The organism is Azospirillum sp. B4, from assembly GCF_000333275.1.
Taxonomy (GTDB): Bacteria; Pseudomonadota; Alphaproteobacteria; order Azospirillales; family Azospirillaceae; genus Nitrospirillum.
This window is the reverse complement of record NZ_BACU01000139.1, coordinates 22,426-29,404: the sequence shown is the minus strand read 5'-3', so window position 1 is coordinate 29,404 and position 6,979 is coordinate 22,426. Positions and strand designations below refer to the sequence as shown.

The 6,979-nt window shown below is 67.1% G+C and carries 6 protein-coding genes; 5 read left to right on the top strand and 1 reads right to left on the bottom strand.

The window, feature by feature from the left end; all coding sequences use genetic code 11:
• Positions 1–13 precede the first annotated feature (13 nt).
• The 3 genes from rpoH (at position 14) to I55_RS06540 (ending at position 2,925) form a co-directional block, all read left to right on the top strand.
• Positions 14–829, top strand: a complete 816-nt coding sequence (rpoH, locus tag I55_RS06550) for an RNA polymerase sigma factor RpoH (protein WP_252181047.1) — start codon at positions 14–16, stop codon at positions 827–829.
• Positions 830–1,187: 358 nt separating this feature from the next.
• Positions 1,188–2,543: a pentapeptide repeat-containing protein gene (locus I55_RS06545; protein WP_044559686.1), complete on the top strand. Its 1,356-nt coding sequence runs from the start codon at positions 1,188–1,190 to the stop codon at positions 2,541–2,543.
• A gap of 34 nt (positions 2,544–2,577) precedes the next feature.
• Complete coding sequence (locus I55_RS06540; protein WP_044559685.1) at positions 2,578–2,925, top strand: PilZ domain-containing protein; 348 nt, start codon at positions 2,578–2,580, stop codon at positions 2,923–2,925.
• 220 nt (positions 2,926–3,145) lie between these two features.
• On the opposite strand, the gene hutH is transcribed toward I55_RS06540, so the two are convergent.
• The gene (gene hutH / locus I55_RS06535; protein WP_044559684.1) at positions 3,146–4,636 is read right to left on the bottom strand and encodes a histidine ammonia-lyase; all 1,491 of its coding nucleotides are present in this window, start codon (positions 4,634–4,636) and stop codon (positions 3,146–3,148) included.
• Positions 4,637–4,872: 236 nt separating this feature from the next.
• Here hutH and I55_RS37630 point away from each other — a divergent pair, with 236 nt between their 5' ends.
• Positions 4,873–6,429, top strand: coding sequence for a tetratricopeptide repeat protein (locus I55_RS37630; protein ID WP_199902482.1), 1,557 nt, complete (start codon positions 4,873–4,875; stop codon positions 6,427–6,429).
• Complete coding sequence (locus I55_RS37625; RefSeq protein WP_252181046.1) at positions 6,399–6,884, top strand: sulfotransferase; 486 nt, start codon at positions 6,399–6,401, stop codon at positions 6,882–6,884. Before I55_RS37630 ends, I55_RS37625 begins: the two co-directional genes overlap by 31 nt.
• Positions 6,885–6,979 lie beyond the last annotated feature (95 nt).

Below are 6,979 nucleotides of genomic sequence, written 5' to 3'. Positions count from 1 at the left end.
GTTATCTCCGGAAATCCGTCGCTTCCCCATGCTGGAGCCGGAGAAGGAGTTCATGCTGGCCAAGCGCTGGCAGGAGCATGAGGACGGAATCGCCGCCCACCAGCTGGTGACCAGCCACCTGCGCCTGGTGGCCAAGATCGCCATGGGCTATCGCGGCTACGGCCTGCCGCTGTCGGAACTCATCTCCGAAGGCAACGTTGGTATGATGCAGGCGGTGAAGCGCTTCGACCCCGATCGCGGCTTCCGCCTGGCCACCTACGCCATGTGGTGGATCCGCGCCGCCATCCAGGAATACATCCTGCACAGCTGGAGCCTGGTGAAGATGGGCACCACGGCCGCGCAGAAGAAGCTGTTCTTCAACCTGCGCAAGCTGAAGGGCCAGATGCAGGCCATCGAGGACGGCGACCTGTCGCCAGAGACGGTGACCGCCATCGCCACCAAGCTGGATGTGCCGGAGCAGGACGTGGTGTCCATGAACCGCCGTCTGGGCAGCCCCGACCACAGCCTGAACGCCCCGCTGCGCGTGGATGGCGAGGGCGAGTGGCAAGACTGGCTGGTGGATGAGACCGAAAGTCAGGAAATCCGACTGGCCGATCGGGAAGAGCTGGGCAAGCGCAAGGCCCTGCTGGCCGGCGCCATGAAGGGTCTGAACGACCGTGAGCGTCGCATCCTGGCGGAGCGTCGCCTGCGCGACAATCCGACCACGCTGGAGGACCTGTCTCAAGAGTTCGGCATCAGCCGTGAGCGTGTGCGCCAGATTGAGGTGCGTGCGTTCGAAAAGCTTCAGAAAGCCGTGCGCAACGCGGCGCTGGAGACCCACCTGGCCTAATTCTGGTCGTAAGGCCCCCCGACCGGACGACAACGCCACGGCGCGAGGGACCTGCGGAAAAGACCAAGAGTTCAAAGGAAAGTGGCAGTTGGACGGGACGGCGGGGCCTTCGGGTTCCGCCGTTCCTTTTACATCTTCCGCCTTAGATCTCGTTAGAGGGGATAATGATCCTTTATTGGCAATCGTTGGACAGGTGAAGGGAATTATTTCCTGGAAAGGTAGGAAGTTCCGTCGACCTATCCTTTTGCATAGTCGGTTTTTTAAGTGCCGCTCTGCCATAAATCCAAGGCCAATGACCCTTTATTAACGAACTACCGATAAGACGAGGGTTCCCTAGTTCCGAACCGCAGAGCCTTAGATGAGCCACAGGGCTGACGTTGACAGTCTCGACATTGGATATCGGCGCCTGTCGGCGGCGGAGATCGAGCAGGCCCTGACGCTGCACCTGCGCTATCTGCAGGGACAGCGGGGTGGGGCCCGGGCCAGCCTGAAGTTCTGCGACCTTTCCCATGCCGTGCTGCGCCGCCGGGTGTTGACCGACGCCGACCTGACGGGCGCCCGGCTCAGCGACGCCGACCTGTCCGATACCGATCTGCGCTCCGCCTGCCTCTTCGGGGCGGACCTGCGCCGCGCCACCCTGGAACGGGCCAACCTGACCCGCGCCGACCTGCGGGGCGCCGCGTTCCGCGGGGCCAGCATGCGGCGCGTGCTGATGGTGGAGGCCGACCTGCGCGATGGCCATCTCATGCGCAGCAAAAATGGGGAGCTGACACCCAACGTGCAGGGCAACGCCTCGGCCGAGCTGGCCGAAGCGTCCATGACCAAGGCCGACCTCAGCTACGCCAAGCTGTCCAACGCCTTCGTCGTCCAGACGGACCTGCGCGACACCGACCTGCGCGGCGCCGTCTTCGTGAAGGCGGATCTCAGCGGTTCCGATCTCACCGGCTGCAACTTGGAGGGGGCTGACCTGTCAGAGGCCAACCTCAGCGGCACCAAGCTGGACGGCGCCGTGCTGACCCGTGCCCTGCTGCGCAGCACCAACCTGTCCAAGGCCAGCCTGCTGGGCGCGCTGCTGGACGATGTCGACTTGTCCATGGCCAACCTGACTGGCGCCGACCTGGTGCGCCGGCTGGAGGATATCCACGGTGTCGTTGGCGAGACCCTGCGCCAGCATCGCCTGTGGATCCTGAGCAACGGCGGCAAGGGGCGGCGCGCCGACTTGTCCGCCATTGATCTCAGCGGCCAGGATCTCTCCAACCTGAACCTGTCGGCCGCCATCCTGAAGCAGGCGACCCTCAGGGGGGCCAACCTCAGCGGCACGGTGTTGGCCATGGCCGATCTGTCGATGGCCGACCTGCGCGGCGCCGAGATGGCTGGCGCCGACCTGCGTGGCGCCAGCCTGGAGCGGACGACCCTGAACGAGGCCAACATGACCAACGTCGTGGCCTGCCCCATGGACCTGCGCAATGGCCATCCGTGGCCCACCAACTTCAGCAAGGCGCGCATGGTGCGGGTCAATCTGGCCGGCGCCGACCTGACAGCCGCCCGGCTGGAGGACAGCGACCTGTCCCAAGGCAACCTGCGCAACGCCATCCTTGCCGGCGCCAGCCTGACGGACGCCGTGCTGACCATGGCCGATCTGCGCGAGGCCGACATCCGCAACGCCGATTTCCGTGGCGCCAAGAACTTTTCCCCCGATGCGCTGGCCGTGTAGTCTGGAGCCGTCCCGAGCCGGATAAGATAGCGCCATGACCAACGACACCCGCACCACCAACGCCGATCGCCGGCAAGCCCTACGTCTGCCGGGTGACGCCTATCCCCTGCGCCTGGGCCGGCAGCCGGCCCGGCTGGTCGATTGGTCGGCCAAGGGCATCGGCCTGCAGGTGCACGGCGGTGCGGGAGGTGTCGTGCCCGGCCAGGCGATGACGGTCAGCATCCACAGCGAACTGACCAACGGCGTCGCCCTGTTCCCCATTGTGATCCGCCGGGTGGACGCGGACCGGGGCATCATCGGCGCCGACTTCCTGGAGGATGCGGAGGGGGCGCCGGATTTCCTGGCGCAGCTGCTTTTGGCATCGGGCGAGACCGCGTCCTAAGGACATCCACGGCGATAACTGAATCTCTTCTCTATCGTCTGGCCGCTCAGGCGGCTGGTCAGAGTGACAAGGGCGAAGCTGTTATTATTGTGGGTGTCGTAAGCGGCGGGGCGCCCTGCCATCAACCGTGGCCTCAACCTGGAGGCGGTAGCCGTTCGGCAATTCGATCTCGATCCGCCCAGCATCCGCCGGTGCCGGCCCGCCTTCGAGCGCATAGCGTTCATGCCGGCAGGCCATTTTTGATGATGTCGGCGCCGATGTTGAGGTGATAGGACAATGGCCTGTCGTCGCGATAGCGCCCGACGCAGGCGCGCACATGGTCGTGAATGGCGGCGGTGCCGGGCGCGCGGTCCGCCGGATCGACCGCCAAGTCATGCGCCTCGGTCGCCGCCAGCAGCTCAATCCCCAGGATGTACTCGGTGTTGTCGATGACAGCCAAAAGCTTGGTGGCGGCCGCCGTGGGGTGGGCCAGGTAATCCTCCTGCAGCGCTGAGTTGATGCCACCATCAAGGCTGGCGGGGGCGCAAAGGCGGCGGTTGTCCGCCACCAGGGCGGACGCGGTGTACTGGGCGATCATGAAGCCGGTGGTGGCGCCGGGATCGCTGGCCAGGAAAGGCGGCAGGCCGCTGACCAGCGGATTGACCAGCCGGTCGGTGTGGCGTTCGGAAATGGCCCCCAGGTGCGCGATGGCGATCGCGAGTGAATCCAGGGCGATGGCCAGCGCGGGCGCCACGGCGTGCGCCTCGGACTCAACCACCGGCGCCGCCGGTGTGCCGGAGACGATGGGATTGTCCGTGACCGACTGCAATTCCCGGTCGACGACGGAGCAGGCGCCGTCGAAGGCGTCCCGGGCGGCGCCGTGCACATGCGGCACGGCCCGCAGGCTGAGCGCGTCCTGCAACCGGGTCCCGGCGGCGCGTTCCAGGCGGCGGCTGCCTGCCAGATAATTCCGCAGGGCGGCGCCCGTGCGGTGCAGGCCATTCGACATCCGTATCTGCAGAACCTGGGCCTCATACGCCGACATCTGGGCGCCCAGCGCCTCCAGCGTCAGCGCCGCGACGGCGTCCGCCGTGGCCAGCAGCCGCTCGATCCGCGACAGCGCATAGCCGCCCAGGCCCGTGGCGCAGGGCGATCCGTTCACCAGGCTCAAACCTTCCTTGGAATCAAGGACCAAGGGGGGCATGCCGATGGCGTCCAGCGCCTCCTGTCCCGACAGGCGCCGTCCGCCCAGATAGGCCGAGCCGGCGCCAATGAGGACCAGGCCGATATGGGCCATATGGGTCAGATAGCCCACGGATCCGCGCGATGGCACCTCCGGTATGCAGCCTCGGGCCAACAGTGTCAGCAGGCCCTGCACCAGCGCGGGCCGCACACCGGAGCGGCCATGCGCGAAATTGTTGATCTGGGCGGCGATGATGCCCCGCACGGCGGCCGTCTCCAGTGGCTGCCCCATGCCACAGGCATGGCTCATGACCAGGTTGCGGGACAGGTCGCGCTGTTTGGCGCGATCCACCACGGTGTTCACCAGCGCGCCGACGCCCGTGTTCACGCCATAGGCCCGGATGCCCTGCGCCACGATGGCTTCGACCACGGCATGGGCGTTGCCGATGCGGGCCCAGGCGTCCGGAGCCAGCACCAGGTCGCTGCCCCGGGCCACGGCGCTGAGGTCGCGCCAGGTCAGGGGACCGCTCAGCAGGACGGGGGGCGTCATTGTTTGCTCCTTGGGGTCATAAGTCGCAAGATTCATGCGGCCGGCGGCGCGATCCGGCAATTATGTATAGACTAAATCAGGGCAGGAATGTATAGACAATATGTGCAATCGGGCCGCACCGGCAACGGACTGGGGCCCACCTGGGAAAAAACGGGCCATCCCAGACGCAGCAGGAGTTGGCATCCCATGTCGGACCTTGCATACCCCTTCCTTCCCGGCCGGCCGGCGAGGGCCGCATGACCGGCGCCGCGCCGCCCCTGGTTTCCCTCGACGCGGCTCTGGACCACGCGGCCGCGCTGGTCGATCGCGCGCCGGCACTGGCTCTGGCGCAGGTCGCGGAAGTGCTCGATGCCGCGCCCGGCCATCCGCGCGCGCGGCTGATCCAAGGACGCGCCCTCCGGCTGGCGGGGGACATCCAGGCGGCGGTGGAGGTTCTCCGCCAGTTGGCCGCGGCGGAGCCGAGATCGGCCGCCACGGCCCTGGAACTGGGGTTGACGCGGCGCGAGCTGGGCCAGCTTCCGGACGCCCTGACTGAAATGCGCCGCGCTGGCGCGCTCAGCCCCGACCTGGCCGCCGCCTGGCGGGCGCTGGCCGACACGCTGGCTCTCGCCGGTGAGCATGAGGAGGCGGAGCGGGCCCACCTGGCCGGCGTGAAGGCGTCCACCCGCGATCCCATCCTGGCCCAGGCCGCCGTGGCCATGATCGAGGGCCGGTTGAACGTGGCCGAACGGGCGCTGCGGGACCGGTTGCGCTCCCAGCCCACCGACGTGGCGGCCATCCGCATGATGGCCGAGCTGGCGGTGCGCCTGGGCCGCTACGACGATGCCATCACCCTGCTGCGGCGCGCGCTGGAACTGGCGCCCGCCTTCACTGCGGCCCGCGAGTTGCTGGCCCGCACGCTGCAGCGGCACAACCGGCCGGCCGAGGCCCTGGCCGAGGTGGAGCACCTGCTGGCGGCCGAGCCGGACAATCCGTCGGTGCTGATGCTCAAGGCCTCGCTGCTGGTGCGCGTCGGCGACCAGGACGCCGCTGCCGCCGTGTACGCCCAGGTCCTGGCCCGCCACCCCCAACAAGCCAAGGGCTGGATGAGCTACGGCCATGTGCTGAAGGCGGTCGGCCGGGTGGACGACGCCATCGCCGCCTACCGCACCGCCCTTGGTCAGCAACCCACCTTGGGTGAGGCGTGGTGGAGCCTGGCCAACCTCAAAACCTTCCGCTTTTCCGCGGATGACAGGGCGGCCATGGAACGCGGCCTGTCGGCCACTACGGATGACGAGAACCGGCTGCACCTGCATTTTGCCTTGGGCAAGGCGCTGGAGGATATGGGGGACGATGACGCGGCCGCCTTCCGCGCCTATGCCGAGGGCAATCGCCTGCGCCGGGCGCAGCTGACCTACGATCCGGATGAGACCCATGACCAATGTGCCCGCATCGCGGCCATGGTCGACAGGGGAGTCCTGGCCCGGGATCGCGGCGGCTGCCAGGCGCCCGATCCGATCTTCATCGTCGGGCTTCCCCGTTCGGGTTCCACCCTGGTGGAACAAATCCTGGCCAGCCACAGCATGGTCGAGGGCACCAGTGAACTGCCCGACATGATGGCGATCGCCGCGCGGTTGGCGGCCCCGGGCAAAGGGGCCGCCGCCGGGCGGTATCCCGAATGCTTGGACGATCTTCCCCCCGACGCCTTGGAGGCGTTGGGCGCCAATACATCGCGCGGACGCGGGTGCACCGGCACGAAGCGAAGCGGTTCTTCATCGACAAGATGCCCAATAACTGGATGCACGTGGCGCTGATCCGCGCCGTCCTGCCCAAGGCGCGGATCGTCGATGTCCGCGGGCATCCCCTGGGTGTCGGCTGGTCCGCCTACAAGCAGCATTTCGCGCGCGGCCAGGCCTTCACTTACGACCTGACGGAGCTGGGCCGCTATTACGCCGATTACGCGACGCTCATGGCCCATGTGGACCGGGCGGCGCCCGGCTGCGTGCATCGCGTCATCTATGAACGGCTGGTGGCCGACACCGAGAACGAGGTCCACGCGCTGCTGGATCATCTGGGCCTGCCGTTCGAGGACGGATGCCTGGCCTTCTGGGACAACAGGCGCACCGTGCGGACCCCCAGTTCCGAGCAGGTGCGCCAGCCCATCTTCACCGAGGGGCTGGATCACTGGCGGCGTTTCGAGCCCTGGCTGGCGCCGCTGAAAGCGGCGCTGGGGGCCGTGCTGAATACCTATCCAGAAGTTGAAGTCTAATTTCACAGAACAATATAAAGTAAAATAAGACCAAAGGGCGGAAGACCCACAAGAACAGGGACAGAAGCGGAACTTCATGGGAAAGGGCGATCATA